Origin of the sequence: Microbacterium sp. R1 (assembly GCF_015159725.1) — a bacterium.
GTDB lineage: Bacteria > Actinomycetota > Actinomycetes > Actinomycetales > Microbacteriaceae > Microbacterium > Microbacterium oxydans.
Map to the genome: position 1 here is coordinate 253,536 of NZ_JADDUD010000003.1, position 18,024 is coordinate 271,559.

The following is an 18,024-nucleotide window of genomic DNA, read 5'->3' on the forward strand; positions in this document are numbered from 1 at the left end:
GATGATGTCCGCTCCAGATGACGAGAACCGCGTGGCTCCCGTCTCGCACCGTAGAAGTCGGGGGCGCATCGGCGCTCTCGCCGTGACCTGCGTCGCCGCATTGAGCCTCGGCTCGCTGGCTGCGGTTCCCGCCACAGCCGACACCACGGGCACGGGGGTGGTGATCAACGAGGCCTACCTCTCCGGCGGCAGCGCGGGCGCGGCCTTCAAGAACAAGTTCGTCGAGCTCTACAACCCCACCTCGGCTCCGGTCACGCTCGACGGGATGTCGCTGCAGTACCGGTCCGCCACCGGGTCGGCCGCCTTCAACGGCGTCGCTCCGCTCACCGGTGTGATCCCCGCCGGCGGTTACTACCTGGTGCAGGGCAACAGCAACGGCGCGAACGGTGCGGAGCTTCCGACCCCTGATGCCGTCAGCGCTCTGACCCCGAGCGGCACCAACGGCACGCTCGCGCTCGTCGAGGGTACGGCGGCGGTGAGTCTCACTCCCGGCTCGGTCGTGGGCGTCGACGGCGTCGTCGACCTGCTCGGCTACGGCACGTCCAACACGTTCGAGGGTGCGGCGGCGACCGCACCCGCCGGCAACACCGACGTCAAGTCGCTCAACCGCACCGGCGGTGTCGACACCGACGTCAACAGTGCCGACTTCACGCTCTCCGCCGCCATCACGCCGACGAACTCGGGCGGCGTCGACCCCGGCCCCGGCCCCGGCACCGATCCGAAGAAGGCGACGATCGCCGAGGTTCAGGGCACCACCGACGTCTCGCCGCTGAACGGCCAGACCGTGCAGGTCGAGGGCGTCGTCACGGCCGACTACCGCACCGGCGGGTACAAGGGCATCGTGATCCAGACACAGGGGTCCGGCGGCACGACCGATGCGACTCCCGGTGCGTCCGACGGTGTGTTCGTCTTCTTGAACGCGCTGACCCCGACCCTCGCGATCGGCGACCTCGTCTCGGTGACGGGTTCGGTGAGCGAGTACTTCGGCCAGACGCAGATCAACCCGGCGGCAGCGGCCGACGTCTCGGTCGTCACCGCCGGCGTCGGAGTTCCCGCCGTCACCCCGCTGCCCGCCACGGTGCAGGGCACCGACCGTGAGCAGTACGAGAACATGTACGTGGCCCCGGAAGGCACCTATCGCCTGGCTTCGAGCCACCAGCTGTTCAACTTCGGAGCGCTCTGGCTCAACGCCGGCGACGCGCTCGCGGTGAAGAGCACCGAGACCACGCGACCCGGTGATCAGGCCGCCGCGATCGCCGCAGCGAACCGCGCGAACCGCATCCTGCTGGATGACGGCTGGTCGATCCAGGTCACCAACAGCGGTCACCCGGGACAGCAGCCGTACTTCACGAAGGACACGGTGGTCCGCAACGGCGACACCGTCGACTTCGGCGACAACGGCTACGTGCTGCAGTGGGGCTTCAACGACTGGCGCCTGCAGCCGGTCGTCCCGATCGACGACTCCTCGTCCGCCGACCTCAAGGTCGGTTTCGAGGCGACGAACCCGCGCACCGAGAGTGCACCGACCGTGGGCGGCGACGTCCAGGTCGCGTCCTTCAACGTCTACAACTACTTCACGACGTTGAAGAGCGAGAACTCCAGCGCCCGAGGCGCGGCGAACGCGGCGCAGTTCGCGATCCAGAAGTCCAAGATCGTCGCGGCGATCAACGGGCTCGACGCCGAGATCGTCTCGCTCATGGAGATCGAGAACTCGGTGAAGCTGGGCAAGCCCATCGACACGGCCCTCAAAGACCTGGTCGCCGGGCTCAACGCCGACGCCGGGAGCGACGTGTGGGGCTACGTACCCACGCCCGCAGCCCTGAACAACGCGGCGACGACCGACTTCATCACCAACGCGATCATCTACAAGAAGGACGCGGTCAAGCGGGTCGGCGACAGCATCACGGTCACCGATGAGACCGTGTGGGGCAACGCCCGTGAGCCGATCGCGCAGGCGTTCGACATCGACGGCCGTGTCGTCACGGTCGTCGCGAACCACCTGAAGTCGAAGTCGCCGCCCGAGGGCGCAGGCGCCGAGCCGGCCGACGGCCAGGGCTTCTTCAACGCCGACCGCGTGAAGCAGGCGAACGCGATCCTCGCCTTCACCGCTCAGCTCGAGGAGACCACCGGCAGTGGCGACATGCTGCTGATCGGCGACTTCAACGCCTACGGCAAGGAAGACCCGATCGACGTGTTCACCTCGAACGGGTGGAGCGACCTCGTCGCCGACAAGGCCTCCGGCCAGTACACGTACTCGTTCGACGGCGAGCTCGGCTCGCTCGACCACGTGATCGCGTCCCCGTCACTCGCCTCGTCGATCACCGGCGCCGGGGTGTGGGGCATCAACTCGCCCGAGTGGAGCGACCGCGGCTACGCCTTCGGCGCGACCGAGCAGGGCACGCCCTACCGCTCCAGCGACCACGACCCGATCATCGTCGGCGTCTCCTCGGAGATCCCGCCGGTGAGCATCGACGTCGTCACCGTGAACGACTTCCACGGTCGGATCGAGGCCGACGGCGCCGCTGCCGGCGCAGCGGTCCTGGCCGGGGCTGTCAAGCAGTTCCGTGAGGCGAACCCGAACACGATCTTCGCCGGTGCCGGTGACCTGATCGGCGCATCGACGTTCACCTCGTTCATCAACGACGACAACCCCACGATCGACGCGCTCAACGCGGCCGGCCTCGACGTCAGCGCGGCGGGCAACCACGAGTTCGATCAGGGCTGGGCCGACCTCCGCGACCGTGTGCAGGACCGCGCGGACTGGGAGTACATCTCCTCGAACGTGTTCGTCACCGAGACCGGCGAGCCCGCGCTCGCACCGGCATGGGTGAAGGAGCTTGACGGGGTGCGAGTCGGTTTCGTCGGGGCGGTCACCGAAGACCTCGATTCGCTCGTCTCGCCCGAGGGCATCAAGGACCTCGAGGTCCGCAGCATCGTCGACTCCGTGAACGCGGTGGCCGACGACCTGCGCGACGGCGACGAGTCCAACGGTGAGGCGGATGTCGTCATCCTGCTCGTGCACGAGGGCGCATCCAGCACCGCCGTCTCCAGCATCACCCCGGACTCGCCTCTCGGCGAGATCGTCTACGGGGTCGACGGCGACGTGGACGCGATCGTCTCGGCGCACACCCACCTCGCCTACAACCACGTGATCGACGGCCGCCCGGTGGTCTCCGCGGGGCAGTACGGCGAGAACCTGGGCCTGATGAACATCAAGGTCGACCCGAAGACGAAGGACCTGATCTCGATCACCAACGAGATCAAGCCCCTCACCGCTGCGGGCAAGCCGCTATACCCAGCCGTGCCCGAGGTGCAGGCGATCGTCGACCAGGCGAAGGCCGAGGCCGATGTGCTGGGTGCGATCAAGGTCGGAGACATCACCGCCGACTTCAACCGCGCACGTCAGACGAACGGGTCGGAGAACCGCGGTGGCGAGTCCACCATCGGCAACTTCGTCGCCGACGTGCAGAAGTGGTCCACGGGCGCCGATGTGGCGATCATGAACCCGGGTGGCATCCGTGCCAACCTCACGTACGCCTCGGCGGGCGCGAACGATCCGGCGGGCAACGTCACCTACCGCGAGGCGGCGACGGTCCAGCCGTTCGCCAACACGCTGGTGACGCTGACGCTCACGGGTGCGCAGCTGAAGGGTGTTCTCGAGGAGCAGTGGCAGCCGGCCGGTTCGGCTCGTCCGTTCCTGAAGCTCGGCGTCTCGAAGGGGCTGGTCTACACCTACGACCCCGCCGCGGCGCAGGGTTCGCGGATCACCTCGATCACGCTCAACGGTGCGGCGCTCGACCCGGCTGCGAACTACACGGTCGCAGCCAACTCGTTCCTCGCGGCGGGTGGAGACAACTTCTTCACCTTCAAGGAGGGCACGGGTAAGCGCGACACCGGCAAGGTCGACCTGCAGTCCATGGTCGACTGGTTCGACGCGAACAAGACCGCGAGCCCCGACTACGCCCAGCGCGCGGTCGGCGTGGCGGTCAGCCCGGCGGATGCCGACGGCTACAGCGCCGGCGACCAGGTGACCGTGTCGCTCTCCTCGCTGGCGTTCAGCGCCGGTGAGCCGGCTCCGGGCGAGGTGACGCTGTCGCTCGGTGGCACGCAGCTCGCAGCCGGTGCGGTCGACCCCGCGGTCGTCGACACCACCGACGAGGGTGGGCGCGCCAGCCTGACCTTCACGGTCCCGTCCGGTGTCTTCGGTGAGCAGGTGCTCACGGTGGCCGTCGCCGGTACCGGAACCACGGTGCAGGTGCCGTTCACGATCGCGGGCGAAGAGGCGTTCGCCGGCACGATCGCCCTCGGCTCGTCCAAGGTGACCGCGGGCAAGAGCCTCAAGGTCACCGGTGAGGGCTACGTGCCCGGCGAGACCGTGAGCATCGAACTGCGTCCGAAGAAGGGCAAGCCGGTGCAGGTCGGCACCGTCCAGGTCGGCGAAGACGGCACCTTCAGCACGTCGGTCACCGTGCCGAAGAGCGCTCCGTCCGGCAAGTACACCGTCGCCGCATCGCAGGCGGACGGGGACGCGGCGACCGCGACGGTCACCGTCAACCGGGCAGGCGGGATCATCGGTGCGATCCTCGACTGGCTCTGGGAGCTGCTGACCCGGTGGTTCTGACCGGATGACACAGGCGAAGGCCGTCGGGAGTGATCCCGGCGGCCTTCGTCGTCTCCTCGCCCGATTGTGTGTTCCAGACCACAGGCCGAGAAGTGTGTTCAAACGCACTAGGCCAAGTGTTACTTTTACGACACATAGGCGATAGTGTTTTTAAACACACAGCATGGAGGTGTCATGGAGAGTCAACCATTCCACTCAGCGCGACAGCTCGGGGCCGTTCTGAGAAGCGCGCGTCTGCGTCGAGGCTGGAGTCAGACGGAGCTTGCTGAGCGGGCGGACGTCGATAGGCCATGGTTGGTGAAGCTGGAGACTGGGCGCCTCGACAACCCGACGCTTCGCCGGGTTCTGCATGTGGTGGAGTCTCTCGGACTGCAGCTGAACGTCCAGGAGCACGCAAAAGGCGATTCCTCGTTCGATCTCAGTGCCTTGTGGAGCGAGGAGGAGGGCGGGAGATGAACGCCGCATCCTCTGCGCAGGGCGATCTGGTCGCGTTCGTCGATGGTCAGCGCACCGGCCTGTTCACTCAGAATGCGCATGGCGCGATCAGCTTCGCGTATGACGACGATCTGTCGCCCGTGGCGACGCCACTCTCGATCTCGATGCCACTCGTGGCCGGTGCGGAGTACGGCAACCGGGTGGCACGACCGTTCCTGCAGGGGTTGCTGAGCGACAACCCCGCAACTCTGGAGGCCATCGCTGCTGCGCATCACACGAGTTCCCGGAACCCGATGGGTCTCCTCCGCCATGTCGGACGTGATACGGCCGGTGCGCTCCAGCTGTTGCCTCCGGGCGAAGCGTCCGACGACGCTGCGGCGCGCACGGGTGACGTGCATTACATCGACGACCTCGGCGAACTCGTCGCCTCCGTGGTCGATTCCGCAGGGAATTGGTCCGAGAGGTACGACGAGTTCCGTTGGAGCCTCGCCGGTGCGCAGCCGAAGCTTGCGCTGTACCGTTCAGACGACGGCCAATGGGGTGTTCCGCGGGATTCGACGCCGACCACCCACATCCTGAAGCCCGCAGCGCGTGGTGGCCGTCACGACGTCAACGAGTTTCTGACCATGAGAGCTGGGCGTCGTCTGGGGTTGCGGGTCGCCGACCACGGGCTCATGGTCACGGACCGCGGCGACTTCGTCTTCGTCGCGAAGCGCTATGACCGTGTCCAAGCCGGTGATCGGCTCCACCGGCTCCATCAGGAGGATTTCGCGCAGGCACTCAGCGTCGACCCCGCGCTCAAGTACCAATCCGACGGTGGCCCCGGGCTGGAGAAGTTCGCTCGGGTGGTGCGGGCGTTCGCCCCGTCCGAGCAGCGGCGCGCGGCGAACGAGCTGTTCGAAGCGCTCGTCTTCACCTGCGCCGCGGCGAACACCGATGCACATGCCAAGAATTACTCCGTCATCCATTCGGGGACGCAGATGAGGTTGGCGCCTCTCTACGACCTCGGAAGCAACGCGCTCTACCGAGGGGATCAGCCGATGCCCTCTGCGGTGTCCATCGGAGGCGAGCGCGTGATGGCACGCATTGGGATGACGCACTGGTTGAAAGCGGCCAAAACGCTCGGAGTCGAGGCGCAGGCGGCACGGGATGCCGTCGAGCGAATCCGCGGCGGGGTCTCCGCCGCCTTCGTGGCCGCGCGCGCCGACCTCCTAGCGGACGACGACGGACTGGACTACGCCGATCGGCTCGTAGAGGCCGTCGAGGAGCGCGCTCGCCATCACGGGTGGTGAACGCGTCGCCTAGGCGCTCACCGCGACGGGTGCCCACACGAAGCCGTCGGGGTCGACGGCCGCGCCGAGCACGCCGTTGACCGTGAGTCGGTGCGAGCCGGTGCCTTCTGCCGGAACGCCCGCATCCTTGGCGAGTGACGCGTGCCGGTACAGACCGTGTCCGATGGGACTCCCGCCGGTGTCGAACTGCACGTAGCTGCGCCCGAAGCTCTTGCCGACCGGGATGCCGCGATCTGCGTAGAAGGTCTTCGAGGCCACCACGTCCTCCGCACCGAGCAGCAGCACGATCTCGTCCACCGTGCGACTCGGGGGAGCGGTGTCCTTCTTCGCCGAGGTGGCGACCTTCCAGATGGCACCGTCGGGTGCCTGCATCGTGCCGCCGACGCCCCAGAGCGACTTCGATACGGGCTTGATCACGGTGGCCCCAGCGGCGACGGCCGCATCGACGAGCGCGTGCACGTTCGCGGGCTGCGAGACGACGAGCGACAGCGTGTAGCCGCGGAAGCCGGAGGAGGGGGCATCCGCGGCGCGGAACCGCAGGCGGTCGCCCAGGTCGAACGCCTCCGCGTAGAAGGAGCGGGCGGCGTCCACATCCGGGACGTCGAGGGTGAGGGAATCGATGGTCGTGTTCATGTCGAAGACGCTACGACCGTGACCTTCCGGCCGCTTCTCGATTCCTGACCGATGCATCGCCCTCTCCCGGACGCCGCTGCCGGATTCGTCACGATTTCCCGGCGGCTAGACTGGACGCATGCCCGAACCGAAAGTCGCCAGCTTTCCGGCGATCCGCGGTGCGCTGAAGTTCTACCAGATCGCGTCGATCATCACAGGTGTCATGCTGCTCCTGCTGTTGACCGAGATGGTGCTGAAGTACACGCCGATCCATCTCGAGCTCTTCATGGGCGGCTCCGGGGGTCCGCTCTGGTTCGCCGGCGTGCTCGCCGGTCCCGACTGCCAGTGGTGGTCGCTGTTCGCCCCCATGACGAACTCCTGCGAGATGACGTCTCTGGGTGACGGCTTCAACCTGTCGCTGTTCATCCTCGTGGCGCACGGCTGGTTCTATGTCGTGTACCTCTTCGCGTGCTTCCGCATGTGGAGCCTGATGCGCTGGCGCTTCCCGCGCTTCATCCTCCTCGCGCTCGGCGGCGTCGTGCCGCTGCTGTCGTTCTTCATGGAGGCGGTCGTCGCCCGTGAAGTCAAGACCTATCTCGCCACCAGGGAGGCCGCCGAGGCCTCCGCCCCCGCCCCGGAAGGTGTCCGTTGACCGAACAGTCCGAGACCCAGCAGCGTCCTGCGCTCGTCGTCGACTTCGGCGCGCAGTACGCGCAGCTGATCGCCCGTCGCGTCCGTGAGGCGGGTGTGTACAGCGAGATCGTGCCGCACACCGCCACGGCAGAGGAGATCGCCGCGAAGAACCCGGTCGCGATCATCCTCTCCGGCGGACCGTCGTCGGTGTACGAGGAGGGTGCCCCCAAGCTCGACCCCGCGGTCTTCGATCTCGGTGTCCCGACTCTCGGCATCTGCTACGGCTTCCAGTACATGGCCCAGACACTGGGCGGCGAGGTCGCGAACACCGGTCTGCGCGAGTACGGCGCGACGGACGCCGTCATCACGGGCGACGGCGGCACGCTGCTCGGCGGCCAGCCGGTGCAGCAGAACGTCTGGATGAGCCACGGCGACCAGGTGGCCAAGGCCCCCGACGGCTTCGAGGTGCTCGCGACGACGGAAGCGACCAAGGTCGCCGCATTCGCGAACCCCGAGCGCGGTTTCTACGGTGTGCAGTGGCACCCCGAGGTCAAGCACTCCGACCATGGCCAGCGTGTGCTGGAGAACTTCCTCCACAAGGGTGCCGGACTCGCCTCGGACTGGAACAGCGGCAACGTGATCGCCGAGCAGATCGAGCGCATCCGGGAGCAGGTGGGTGACGCCCGCGTCATCTCCGCGCTCTCCGGTGGCGTCGATTCCGCGGTCTCGACCGCTCTCGTGCACAAGGCCATCGGCGACCAGCTCACGGCCGTCTTCGTCGACCACGGGCTTCTCCGCAAGGGCGAGCGCGAGCAGGTCGAGAAGGACTACGTCGAATCCACCGGTGTGCGCCTCATCACGGTCGATGCCGCCGACACGTTCCTCGGTCACCTCCAGGGTGTGACCGACCCCGAGGAGAAGCGCAAGATCATCGGCCGCGAGTTCATCCGCGCGTTCGAGAAGGTGCAGCTCGACCTCGTTGCTGAGGCCAAGGCCTCGGGCGGTGCTCCGGTGAAGTTCCTCGTGCAGGGCACGCTCTACCCCGACGTCGTCGAGTCGGGCGGCGGTGCGGGCACCGCGAACATCAAGTCGCACCACAACGTGGGCGGTCTCCCGGACGACCTCGACTTCGAGCTCATCGAGCCGCTGCGCGCCCTGTTCAAGGACGAGGTGCGTGCGATCGGCCGCGAGCTGGGCATCCCCGAGGCGATCGTCGGACGCCAGCCGTTTCCGGGGCCCGGCCTCGGCATCAGGATCATCGGTGAGGTCACCGCTGACCGTCTCGAGATTCTGCGTGAGGCCGACGCCATCGCCCGCGAGGAGCTGACCAAGGCCGGCCTCGACCAGGAGATCTGGCAGTGCCCGGTCGTGCTCCTGGCCGACGTGCGCTCGGTGGGCGTGCAGGGTGACGGTCGCACCTACGGTCACCCGATCGTGCTGCGCCCGGTGTCGAGTGAAGACGCCATGACGGCCGACTGGACGCGCCTGCCGTACGACGTGCTGTCGAAGATCTCCAACCGCATCACGAACGGCGTCCGCGACGTCAACCGCGTCGTGCTCGACGTCACGTCGAAGCCGCCGGGGACGATCGAGTGGGAGTAGGGAGCACGATGCTCCCCGACGCGGCGCCGGCACTTCCCGACGCCGAGTATCTGGTGCTGTCCAGTCGGCTCATCCCCGGTATGGACGGCGGATACACGATCGCGACGCTGGCCCGTGCCCGCCAGCTCGCGAGCGCCGGTGTGGCCGACGGATCGGGCCCGCAGCTGCTCACGTTCGACCCGGGAACCGCGGCCGACCATGCCGCGCACCGGCAGACGTTCGTGGAGCAGGGTGCGCTCGTCGACTCCTCGCGGATGCGCAACCTGTTCGACGAGGCCACGGCTTCCGGCGGGGGAGCGGCCGATTGGCTGCGGACAGCCGCCGATCCCGCGGTGAGCGCCGATCCCGATGTGGAGTACCGGGTGCTCACGGATGCCGAGGGGCGATCGTTCGCGGCGCTGCCGGTGATCCCGGGCAACCCGGACTGGCATCTGAGCGAGGAGCCCGTGCTCGTCTACGACGCCGCGGGCCAGGTGACGGGAGCGCTGCACGGCTTCCGCGGCCTCTATCGGGCCTGGCTCGACCACGTGACCGCGGCCTTCGGCGACCGTCGGATCATCGTGATCTGCGAGTCCAGGCAGCTCGGCGAGCTCTTCGCGGACTGGTCCGACCCGCGCGTGCGCATCCTGCACACGATCCACACCATGCACGTGGAGGCGCCGTACACGCCTGATGCCCCGATGAACACGCTCTGGACACGGTGGTTCCGGCTGGCCGACCGGTTCGACGCCGTGATCTGGCCGACCGCCACGCAGCGAGATGACGTCGTGTCGCGCTTCGGTGCATCGGCTCGACACGTCCTGGTGCCGAACCCCATCGCTCCGGTTGACCGTAGCGACGACCTGCGCGAGGAGGGCCTCGTGGTCGTGCTGGGGCGCCTCGCCCCCGGAAAGCGCGTCGATCACGCGATCCGCGCCTTCCTCGCGGCCGACGTGCCTGGTACCCGCATGGAGATCTGGGGCGGCGGCCCGGAGGAGGAGCGGCTGCGCGCGTTGATCGCGGAGCTCGATGCGGGAGATCGTGTGCTCCTCGCCGGTTACACGGATTCACCGGGAACCGTTCTCGATCGAGCCGCGATGATCGTCACCGCGACCGCCTTCGAGGGACAGCCGCTGTCGATCGTCGAGGCGCTCCTGCACGGTGCCCCGGTGGTGTCCTACGACGCCCGGTACGGTATCCGCGATGTCCTGGAACTGGGCGGTGGCGTTCTGGTGCCGAGCGGTGACGTCGAGGCGCTGGGACAGGCGATCCGCGCACTGCTCACAGACCCCGATCGACTTGCGGCTCTGAGCGCCGAAGCGCCGTCGGTCGCGGCCGCGTGGAGCCCGCAGCGCTCGCTCGACGCCCTCACGGCAGTGATCGCCGAAGCCGCCACGCGCCCGTCCCGTCGCGCCTGACTTCCCGAGACCAGAGCTTCTCCGTCGCTCGGACAGAATTTCTCGGAGAGAATTCCGGAACGATGTCGATCCGCGGCGTTCCCGTTCGACGTCCTAGATGAGAGGGTCGAGAGACGGCCCATCGAACAAGGAGAACACCATGAAGTTCATGCTCATCATGCGCGCGACCGACGAGGCTGTGGAGGCGTACAAGGAGATGCCCTTCGACCAGGTCATCGAGGCCATGGGCAAGTACAACGAATCCATGATCAAGGCCGGTGTGCTCGTGGCCGGTGAGGGACTGACCGACGCAGCCGAGGGCTTCGTCGTCGACTTCAGCGCCGAGAAGCCGCTGATCACCGACGGCCCCTACGGCGAGACCAAAGAGCTCTTCAACGGCTTCTGGATCATCGAGGTCCCCACGCGCGAAGAGGCAGCGGAGTGGGCGAGCCGTGCTCCTCTCGGACGAGGGTCGTACCTCGAGGTGCGTCGCGTGACCGGCGTCGAGGACTTCCCCGCCGACAACGAGTGGATCCAGAAGGAAGCGGGCTGGCGCGAGGACGCAGAGCAGCGCGCGCAGCAGTGACGGACGAGCAGCGATGACGCCTCCCGTGCACAGCGAGACGGCGCGCTCGGCACCCGATCCCGGGTCGGCGGAGCGCGCCGTCGCCGCGGTGTGGCGCATCGAGTCGGCGCGTATCGTCGGCGCGCTCACCCGGATGGTGGGTGACTTCGGGCTCGCGGAGGACCTGGCCCAGGAAGCGTTGATCGATGCGTTGCAGCAGTGGCCGGTCGAGGGTGTTCCGCGTAACGCCGGGGCGTGGCTGACGGCGGTCGCGAAGCGCAAGGCCATCGACCGGTGGCGCCGCCAGGAACGACTCGACGACAGGGTGGCCCTGCTCGCGCATGACCTGGAGCGGGAACAGGCGGAGGGCGGCGACCTGCTGCGGGATCCGGATGCCGTGGATGACGACGTGCTGCGACTGATCTTCATCTCCTGCCACCCGGTGCTCGCCAAGGAGGCTCAGGTCGCTCTGACGCTGCGTGTCGTCGGCGGGCTGTCGAGTGAGGAGATCGCCCGTGCGTTCCTGGTGCCGACGGCGACCGTGCAGCAGCGCATCGTCCGCGCGAAGAAGACGCTCGCCGCCGCGAACGCTCCGTTCGAAGTGCCGCCCCGTGAGGAGCGGGCTCAGCGCATCGGTGCGATCCTCGGGGTGCTGTATCTGATCTTCAACGAGGCGCACGCCGCGAGCAGTGGGCCTGAATGGATGCGTCCTGAGCTGAGCGACGAGGCCATCCGCCTCGGCCGGGTGCTCGCCGCTCTCATGCCGCAGGAACCCGAGGCGCACGGTCTGCTGTCCCTGATGGAGCTCACGGCGGCCCGGTTCGCCGCGCGGGTGGACAGACATGGAGACCCCGTGCTGCTGGCCGATCAGGATCGCAGGCGCTGGGACCGGGGTCGTATCGCGCGGGGTCGGGCTTCTCTCGCCACCGCCGATGCGCTCGGCCGCGGCCGGGGGACGTACTGCCTGCAGGCGGCGATCGCGGAGTGTCATGCCGTGGCGGCGTCGGTCGACGAGACGGACTGGGATCGGATCGTCCTGCTGTACGAGGCGCTGGGCCGCATCTCCCCGTCACCGGTGGTGGAGCTCAATCGAGCGGCGGCCGTCGCGATGGCAACCGGCCCTGCCTCCGCGCTGCGCATCATCGACGAGCTGGCGAGTTCCGGGGCGCTGCGCGGCTACCATCTGCTGCCGGCCACTCGGGGAGAGCTGCTGCGTCGACTCGGTCGCGAGGAGGAGGCTCGCAGCGAGTTCGCCACCGCGGCGGCGCTCGCCGGCAACGATCGGGAGCGCGCACTGCTGGAGCGCAAGGCGCAGGGCGCACAGAAATGACTCGCCCCCTTCGGTAGCGTGATGCTGCCGAAGGGGGCGGGCGTCTGGATCCGGGGGATCGTCAGTCGTTGACCTTCTGGCCACGGCCGGCGATCAGGCCGTAGATCAGCAGGACGATGATCGAGCCGCCGATGGCGAGGAGCCACGTGCCCAGGTCCCAGAACTCGGTCAGCGGACGGTTGAGGATCAGGCTGCCGAGCCAGCCGCCGAGCAGCGCGCCGACGACGCCGAGAAGCAGCGTGATGAACCAGCCGCCGCCCTGCTTGCCGGGAAGGATCAGCTTGGCGATGGCACCGGCGATGAGGCCGAGAAGAAGAAAGCCGAGAAAACTCATGGTCAGCTCCTGTGATCGGGAGCCCCGGGGTGCCGGGGCTTCTTGTCCACAAGCCTGCCGAAATCCGGATCCGAGTGCCAACCCCTTGCGCGCGCACCCCCGGATATGCCAAGAGGCCCGACTCCCTCGTGGGAGACGGGCCTCTGCGACTGTGGCGACGCGGTCGCGTCAGTTGTTGCCGCGGGCGATCGCGATGATGCGCAGGATCTCGACGTAGAGCCACACGACAGTGACCATGATGCCGAAGGCGCCGAGCCAGCCGTACTTGCGGGGAGCGCCGTTGCGGACGCCCTGCTGGATCTGGTCGAAGTCGAGCACCAGCGAGTACGCGGCCATGATCACGACGAGGACGCCGATGATGAGGCCGAGCGGGATGCCGAAGATCTCCTGGCTGAACAGACCGAACGCGTTGGTGTTCACGCCCGTCCACATGAGGACGAGGTTCAGGAGCGAGAAGACCAGGTAGCCGATCATCGCGATCATGAAGATCTTGGTGGCCTTCTTCGAGGCGCGGATCTTGCCGCTCGCGAAGAGCGCGAGGGTCACACCGACGACCGAGACGGTCGCGAGCGTCGCCTGGAACACGATGCCGGGCCACTGCACCTCGAAGAACGCCGAGATGCCGCCGATGAAGAGACCCTCGAAGGCCGCGTAGGCGAAGATGAGCGCGGGGCGCACCTTCTTGCGCGACGTGAACGTGATGACCATGGCGAGCACGAAGCCGCCGAGGGCTCCGATGGCCCACGGCAGCACGTTGACGGCAGCGGGGTTGTACGGGTTGTAGCGGGGGACGTCGAGTCCGCCGAGCGTCAGCACCCAGCCGATCGCGGCGGTGACGAGCAGGATTCCGAACAGGCCGGCGGTCTTCCAGACGGTGTCCTCGACCGACATGCGGTCGGTCTCGATGGCGCCGGCGGGCGGTGCCGCGTACATGCCCTCGAGATGTGCGTTGGCCGCAGCGTCCATCGCCCCGTGCTGGAGCGAGGTGCTCTGCGCGCCCTGGGCAGCCTGAGGTCCGCCCGGGTACGTCGCGACGTTGCGCGGGTCCTGCTGCTGGAAAGCAGGGTTGTTGAAAGCGAAGTTGCTCATTGGTGGGCCTCACTCCAAAGGGGGGTAGTAGGTCTCTTTCCTCCACGATACTCGGCAGGGGGCGCCGCCGGGGTGTTCTACGCTGAGAGCGTGCCCAGGAATTCGCCCCTCGTCATCGGGCACCGCGGTGCGCCCGGCTACCGTCCGGAGCACAGCCGCTCCTCCTACGAGCTCGCCCTCGCCATGGGGGTGGATGCGGTCGAACCCGACGTCGTGGCGACGAAGGACGGTGTGCTCATCGTGCGTCACGAGAACGAGATCTCGGGCACGACCGATGTGGCGGACCATCCGGAGTTCGCCGACCGCAAGACGACCAAGCGCGTCGACGGAAACGCGCTGACCGGCTGGTTCACCGAGGACTTCACCTGGGCGGAGCTGTCCACCCTGCGTATCCGGGAGCGTCTGCCGGAGGTGCGGGCCTCGAGTGCGAGTTTCGACGGCGCTCAGCAGATCCTGCGACTGCGCGACGTGCTCGACATCGTGCGTGAGGGTTCGGTGGAGCACGGACGCGAGATCGGCGTGGTGCTCGAGGTCAAGCACGCCACGTACTTCGCGAGCATCGGCCTCGAGCTCGCCCCGCTCATCGACCTCGAGCTGCGCGACGCCGGATGGGCCGAGGGCGAGCTGCCCCTGGTGATCGAGTGCTTCGAATCGACCGTGCTCGGGCAGCTGCGAGAGCGCGGGATCTCGGCCTCGTACATCTATCTGATCGAGGCGTCGGGGCGTCCCTACGACCTGCTGGTGGCGGAGGGCAAGCGTGCTCTCACCTACAAGGAGACGGTCGCGCCGAAGGGGCTCGACGCTCTGGTCGGCCGGGTCGACGGCATCAGCGTGAGCAAGAAGATGCTGCTCGACCGCGGCAACACGATCGTCGCGGATGCGCACGCGCGCGGACTTCAGGTCTTCACGTGGACATGCCGACCGGAGAACGCCTTCCTCGCCGCGGAGTTCCGAGGACCGGGCGGCCGCGGGGAGTTCGGCGACTATGAGGCGGAGTGGGGCGTCCTCGCCCGTCAGGGCATCGACGGGGTGTTCGTGGACCACCCGGATCTGGGCGTCGCCTTCTTCCGCGGCTGAGCCGTCCCCGACCGCGTCAGAGCGGGCCGAGCACGCTCTTCACGTCGTCGTCGAGCGTCAGCGTGCGCAGCGGTTCGAGGATCTCCCGTTCCTCGAACCGGAAGTGCGATTCCATGATCGCCGCGATCCCGTCGAGGTGCGCGCCGATCGTCGCCGAGTCATCTCCGCGCTCGGCCGCACTGCGCAGCGAGGCGAGCAGGTGGGCGAGCATCGAGTGATCCTGCATGAGCTTGTCGATGACTCCGCCGAGCTCGGGATGCTCGGCGCGCAGGGAGGGGAAGAGCTGCCGGTCCTCGGCGCCGTGGTGACCGTCGAGGGCGGCGCAGAAGCCGATGCAGTAGAGCACGAGCTCCGACGTCGCATCCGGCACGTCCGCACCCCGGCCGAGCGCGTCGCGCGTGGCGGCGAGGGCAGCGCGCAGACGGGAATGCGCCGACCGGAGTTCCTGATCCCAGGCGATCAGGCGGGCGGCATCCATCGCGCCAGTGTAGATCGGTTCAGTGCAGGAGGCATCCCGTTCAGAGTGTGCGGTCGAAGGCACCGCGCCGCGTGGAGACGATCTCCTTGCCCAGCGGCATGAGGGAGACGGGGACCATCTTGAAGTCGGCGATGCCCATCGGGATGCCGATGATCGTGATGCACAGCAGGATGCCCGAGACGATGTGGCCGATCGCGAGCCACCAGCCGGCGAGGATCACCCAGAGCACGTTGCCGAGGAACGATCCGACCCCGGCGGTCGGCTTGCTGATGACCTCTCGTCCGAAGGGCCAGATCGCGTAGGCGGCGATGCGGAACGAGGCGATCGCCCACGGGATCGTGATGATCGGGATGCACAGCAGGATGCCCGCCAGGACGTACCCGAGGAACAGGGCCCATCCGGCCAGGATGACCCAGATGATGTTGAGGATCGTGCGCATGAGCCGATTGTGTCACCACCGCCCCGCCGGGACTGAGCATCCGCCCGGAGGTCCCGGCCGAGACCGTGTGCGGATGCCAGACTGACCGCATGACCGGAATCGTTGTGCAAGACGTCAGCAGAGCATTCGGGACGGTGCAGGCGGTGAAGGGGGCCACTCTTCGTGCGGAGCCGGGGCGCGTGACCGGCCTCGTTGGTCCGAACGGTGCGGGCAAGACGACGCTGCTCCTGATGCTCGCCTCCCTGCTCGCTCCCGACGCGGGGACGATCAGCATCGGCGGTGTCGACCCGTCAGTCGACCCGCTCGCCGCGCGACGTCTGCTCGGCTGGATGCCGGACGCGCTCGGCGCCTGGCCGTCGCTCACAGCTCGCGAGACCATCGTCACGACCTCCCGTCTGTACGGGATCGAGAAGCCCGATGCCGAGGTCCGCGCCCAGCAGCTGCTCGCCCTCGTCGGTCTGGCCGACCTCGCTGACTCCCCGGCCAAGGTGCTCTCCCGTGGCCAGAAGCAGAAGCTCGGACTCGCGCGTGCCCTCGTGCACGATCCGCAGGTCCTTCTCCTCGATGAGCCGGCCTCCGGCCTCGACCCCGAAGCGCGGGTGCAGTTGCGCGTGCTGCTGCGCGGCCTCGCCGCCGAGGGGCGCACCGTGCTGATCTCCAGCCACATCCTCTCCGAGCTGGACGAGGTCGTCGACGACGCGGTGTTCCTCGTCGCCGGCTCCGTCGTCGACGCTGCGCCGGCACAGCGCGTGATGCGGGCCTGGCGGGTGCGTCTCGCCGGCGCGACGGAGGAGCGGACGAAGGCCGACGCATGGCAGGTGGCATCGACCCTCGGCATTGCGCCCGAATCGCTCGGACAGGATCGCGGTGCCGTGCTCGTCCGGCTGGAAGGGGAGGGGGCTGCGGCGCAGGCACTGCGGCACCTCGTCGAGGCGGGACTCCCGGTCGTCGAGTTCGCGCCGGCGCAGAGCCAGCTCGAGCACACCTTCCTGAACCTGCAACAGGCGTCACCGCCCCCAGCACCCACCGGAACGGAGGCGGGCGCATGAGCCTCGCGAACATCGGCATCATCGCCCGACTGGAACTGACCCAGCGGCTGCGCAGCGTCGGGTGGTACGTGCTGCTCGGCGTCTTCGCTCTGGTACTGCTCGGCGTCACGGCTCTGTCTTTCGCCGTGTACTCGTGGGGCGACGCGATCGGCGCCGGCGTGTACTCGATCGTGGTCAACGTCGTCCTGCTGCTGGTCGTGCTCGTCTCGCCGACGCTCAGCGGCAACGCGATCAACGGCGATCGGGATGCCGCCACCCTCGCCGCGGTGCAGGTGACCGCCGCATCGACCGGTGACATCATGCTGGGCAAGCTCGTCGCTGCGGTCGCCACCGGCGGTGCCTTCCTGGTCGTGGCGGTTCCGTTCCTCGGGCTCTCCCTGCTCGGCGGAGGTACCAACCCCGTCGTGCTGCTCGTCTCCCTGCTCGTGCTCGCGGCCGAGATCATCATCGTCGCCGCGATCGGCGTGGGCCTGAGCGGTCTCATCGCGCGCCCGCTGTTCTCGGTGGCGACGACGTATCTCGTGGTCGCCGCCCTCGTGTTCGGAACGCTGATCGCGTTCGGACTCGGCGGCATGGCGGTGCGCGGCGAGGCCACCGTCTACTCCCGCCCGTACGACGCGAACGGCAACCCCGAATGCGATCGCTGGGAGGTGAACAGCATGCAGGAGGTGCCGCGATTCGATCTGGTCTGGTGGACCCTGTCGGCGAACCCCTTCGTCGTGCTCGCCGATGCCACTCCGACCGAGTATGCGACCGGTGGCTACCCCGTCGACCTGTTCGGTCAGATCAAGTACGGCCTGCGCAGCGCCCAGCAGTCGCCGCTCGAACAGCGCTGGGACGCCTGTGACCCCGATGGCGGATACCGCACACCGCAAGAGGTCATCGAATCGACGGTGCCGAGCTGGTTCGTCGGACTCGGAGTGCAGGTCGTCATCGCCGGCTCGCTGTTCGCGGGGGCATGGGCGCGCACCCGCACCCCCGCCCGGCGTCTGCCCCCTGGCACGCGAATCGCCTGACGGGAATCGCCACCTCCTGTTCACCTGGTGTGCACCCGAGGGATCCTCGGCGGCCATCCGGGGTCGCTGGTCTGGG

At 68.1% G+C, this 18,024-nt stretch carries 16 protein-coding genes; 11 read left to right on the top strand and 5 right to left on the bottom strand.

Annotated features, from left to right (window positions below):
- The first annotated feature begins 1 nt into the window (after position 1).
- The 3 genes from ILP86_RS15065 (at position 2) to ILP86_RS15075 (ending at position 6,348) form a co-directional block, all read left to right on the top strand.
- Entirely contained in the window at positions 2-4,621 is a 4,620-nt protein-coding gene (locus ILP86_RS15065; RefSeq protein WP_193762337.1) for an ExeM/NucH family extracellular endonuclease, read from the top strand.
- A gap of 174 nt (positions 4,622-4,795) precedes the next feature.
- Positions 4,796-5,077 (top strand): helix-turn-helix domain-containing protein, encoded by a 282-nt coding sequence (locus ILP86_RS20025; protein ID WP_058632649.1) that lies wholly within the window; start codon positions 4,796-4,798, stop codon positions 5,075-5,077.
- Complete coding sequence (locus ILP86_RS15075; protein ID WP_193762338.1) at positions 5,074-6,348, top strand: HipA domain-containing protein; 1,275 nt, start codon at positions 5,074-5,076, stop codon at positions 6,346-6,348. The genes ILP86_RS20025 and ILP86_RS15075 overlap by 4 nt, the downstream gene beginning before the upstream one ends.
- Positions 6,349-6,357: 9 nt before the next feature.
- Here the strand turns inward: ILP86_RS15075 and ILP86_RS15080 are convergent, their stop codons facing one another.
- Positions 6,358-6,981, bottom strand: a complete 624-nt coding sequence (locus ILP86_RS15080) for a glyoxalase (RefSeq protein ID WP_193762339.1) — start codon at positions 6,979-6,981, stop codon at positions 6,358-6,360.
- A 118-nt stretch (positions 6,982-7,099) separates the two neighbouring features.
- Here ILP86_RS15080 and ILP86_RS15085 point away from each other — a divergent pair, with 118 nt between their 5' ends.
- The 5 genes from ILP86_RS15085 to ILP86_RS15105 all read left to right on the top strand — a co-directional run bounded on the left by ILP86_RS15085 (position 7,100) and on the right by ILP86_RS15105 (position 12,466).
- A complete protein-coding gene (locus tag ILP86_RS15085) occupies positions 7,100-7,612 on the top strand; it encodes a DUF3817 domain-containing protein (RefSeq protein ID WP_021198891.1) in 513 nt (170 codons plus the stop codon).
- Positions 7,609-9,195, top strand: a complete 1,587-nt coding sequence (gene guaA, locus ILP86_RS15090; RefSeq protein WP_058632651.1) for a glutamine-hydrolyzing GMP synthase — start codon at positions 7,609-7,611, stop codon at positions 9,193-9,195. Before ILP86_RS15085 ends, guaA begins: the two co-directional genes overlap by 4 nt.
- A gap of 8 nt (positions 9,196-9,203) precedes the next feature.
- On the top strand, positions 9,204-10,592 hold the full coding sequence (locus ILP86_RS15095) for a glycosyltransferase (RefSeq protein ID WP_193762340.1): 1,389 nt from the start codon (positions 9,204-9,206) through the stop codon (positions 10,590-10,592).
- A 139-nt stretch (positions 10,593-10,731) separates the two neighbouring features.
- Complete coding sequence (locus tag ILP86_RS15100) at positions 10,732-11,157, top strand: YciI family protein (protein WP_058632653.1); 426 nt, start codon at positions 10,732-10,734, stop codon at positions 11,155-11,157.
- A 13-nt stretch (positions 11,158-11,170) separates the two neighbouring features.
- A complete protein-coding gene (locus ILP86_RS15105) occupies positions 11,171-12,466 on the top strand; it encodes an RNA polymerase sigma factor (RefSeq protein ID WP_193762341.1) in 1,296 nt (431 codons plus the stop codon).
- 61 nt (positions 12,467-12,527) lie between these two features.
- On the opposite strand, the gene ILP86_RS15110 is transcribed toward ILP86_RS15105, so the two are convergent.
- Both ILP86_RS15110 and ILP86_RS15115 read right to left on the bottom strand, forming a co-directional pair.
- The gene (locus tag ILP86_RS15110; RefSeq protein ID WP_045263759.1) at positions 12,528-12,800 is read right to left on the bottom strand and encodes a GlsB/YeaQ/YmgE family stress response membrane protein; all 273 of its coding nucleotides are present in this window, start codon (positions 12,798-12,800) and stop codon (positions 12,528-12,530) included.
- A gap of 168 nt (positions 12,801-12,968) precedes the next feature.
- Positions 12,969-13,889 carry a Bax inhibitor-1/YccA family protein gene (locus ILP86_RS15115; RefSeq protein WP_193762342.1) on the bottom strand — a complete coding sequence of 307 codons (921 nt, stop codon included), beginning with the start codon at positions 13,887-13,889 and terminating at the stop codon, positions 12,969-12,971.
- Positions 13,890-13,979: 90 nt separating this feature from the next.
- Here ILP86_RS15115 and ILP86_RS15120 point away from each other — a divergent pair, with 90 nt between their 5' ends.
- Positions 13,980-14,966, top strand: a complete 987-nt coding sequence (locus ILP86_RS15120) for a glycerophosphodiester phosphodiesterase family protein (RefSeq protein ID WP_061018613.1) — start codon at positions 13,980-13,982, stop codon at positions 14,964-14,966.
- Between the two features lie 16 nt (positions 14,967-14,982).
- Here ILP86_RS15120 and ILP86_RS15125 read toward each other — a convergent pair whose 3' ends face one another.
- On the bottom strand, positions 14,983-15,444 hold the full coding sequence (locus ILP86_RS15125) for a hemerythrin domain-containing protein (protein WP_061018575.1): 462 nt from the start codon (positions 15,442-15,444) through the stop codon (positions 14,983-14,985).
- 40 nt (positions 15,445-15,484) lie between these two features.
- Positions 15,485-15,883: a YccF domain-containing protein gene (locus ILP86_RS15130; RefSeq protein ID WP_046748802.1), complete on the bottom strand. Its 399-nt coding sequence runs from the start codon at positions 15,881-15,883 to the stop codon at positions 15,485-15,487.
- A gap of 89 nt (positions 15,884-15,972) precedes the next feature.
- Here ILP86_RS15130 and ILP86_RS15135 point away from each other — a divergent pair, with 89 nt between their 5' ends.
- Positions 15,973-16,932 carry an ABC transporter ATP-binding protein gene (locus ILP86_RS15135; protein ID WP_046748803.1) on the top strand — a complete coding sequence of 320 codons (960 nt, stop codon included), beginning with the start codon at positions 15,973-15,975 and terminating at the stop codon, positions 16,930-16,932.
- Positions 16,929-17,948 (top strand): ABC transporter permease, encoded by a 1,020-nt coding sequence (locus tag ILP86_RS15140; RefSeq protein WP_046748804.1) that lies wholly within the window; start codon positions 16,929-16,931, stop codon positions 17,946-17,948. The genes ILP86_RS15135 and ILP86_RS15140 overlap by 4 nt, the downstream gene beginning before the upstream one ends.
- The last annotated feature ends 76 nt before the right edge of the window (positions 17,949-18,024 follow it).

Bases quoted from the DNA above. Each gene is read 5' to 3' on its own strand.
- ILP86_RS15065 (WP_193762337.1), top strand. From the start codon at position 2: ATGATGTCCGCTCCAGATGACGAGAACCGCGTGGCTCCCGTCTCGCAC.
- ILP86_RS15080 (WP_193762339.1), bottom strand. From the start codon at position 6,981: ATGAACACGACCATCGATTCCCTCACCCTCGACGTCCCGGATGTGGAC.
- ILP86_RS15110 (WP_045263759.1), bottom strand. From the start codon at position 12,800: ATGAGTTTTCTCGGCTTTCTTCTTCTCGGCCTCATCGCCGGTGCCATC.
- ILP86_RS15085 (WP_021198891.1), top strand. From the start codon at position 7,100: ATGCCCGAACCGAAAGTCGCCAGCTTTCCGGCGATCCGCGGTGCGCTG.
- ILP86_RS15140 (WP_046748804.1), top strand. From the start codon at position 16,929: ATGAGCCTCGCGAACATCGGCATCATCGCCCGACTGGAACTGACCCAG.
- ILP86_RS15135 (WP_046748803.1), top strand. From the start codon at position 15,973: ATGACCGGAATCGTTGTGCAAGACGTCAGCAGAGCATTCGGGACGGTG.
- ILP86_RS15125 (WP_061018575.1), bottom strand. From the start codon at position 15,444: ATGGATGCCGCCCGCCTGATCGCCTGGGATCAGGAACTCCGGTCGGCG.
- ILP86_RS15105 (WP_193762341.1), top strand. From the start codon at position 11,171: ATGACGCCTCCCGTGCACAGCGAGACGGCGCGCTCGGCACCCGATCCC.
- ILP86_RS15130 (WP_046748802.1), bottom strand. From the start codon at position 15,883: ATGCGCACGATCCTCAACATCATCTGGGTCATCCTGGCCGGATGGGCC.
- ILP86_RS15075 (WP_193762338.1), top strand. From the start codon at position 5,074: ATGAACGCCGCATCCTCTGCGCAGGGCGATCTGGTCGCGTTCGTCGAT.
- ILP86_RS15100 (WP_058632653.1), top strand. From the start codon at position 10,732: ATGAAGTTCATGCTCATCATGCGCGCGACCGACGAGGCTGTGGAGGCG.
- ILP86_RS20025 (WP_058632649.1), top strand. From the start codon at position 4,796: ATGGAGAGTCAACCATTCCACTCAGCGCGACAGCTCGGGGCCGTTCTG.
- ILP86_RS15115 (WP_193762342.1), bottom strand. From the start codon at position 13,889: ATGAGCAACTTCGCTTTCAACAACCCTGCTTTCCAGCAGCAGGACCCG.
- ILP86_RS15095 (WP_193762340.1), top strand. From the start codon at position 9,204: ATGCTCCCCGACGCGGCGCCGGCACTTCCCGACGCCGAGTATCTGGTG.